Raw genomic sequence first — 319 nt, 5'->3', positions numbered from 1 at the left:
TTGCTTATATTGTTGGAAATTAGTAATTTTACATCATGATTCAAGCACCTTCCTACTCCGATCTCGTGGCCGAAATCAAGGATTTAAAAGCAAGAATTGCTTATCTCGAACGTCAGCTCTACGGAGCAAAACCCGACCGTCTCTCCCGTAAGAACAAGCAGAAGGCTGACCAGTCTGATTTGTTCGACAAGGAGTTCAAGGATGCGTACGAAGATAAACACAAGGAGATAGAGAAAACGGTCAAAGATATAGAAGCGGAGACCGCAAAGCGCAAGGCACAGGCAGAAAAGACAAAGCCGTCCCGTCCGTCATCATACCG

1 protein-coding gene is annotated in these 319 nt (G+C 45.5%); it reads left to right on the top strand.

The features are described 5' to 3' along the window. Positions 1 to 35 precede the first annotated feature (35 nt). Positions 36 to 319, top strand: a 284-nt coding sequence (locus GNY06_RS00090; RefSeq protein WP_449390386.1) for an IS66 family transposase, incomplete at its 3' end; no start/stop codon positions are given.

The organism is Elizabethkingia argenteiflava, assembly GCF_009904105.1.
Taxonomy (GTDB): Bacteria; Bacteroidota; Bacteroidia; order Flavobacteriales; family Weeksellaceae; genus Elizabethkingia; species Elizabethkingia argenteiflava.
The sequence above is the reverse complement of the archived record's forward strand: the minus strand, read 5'-3'. Positions and strand labels throughout refer to the sequence as shown.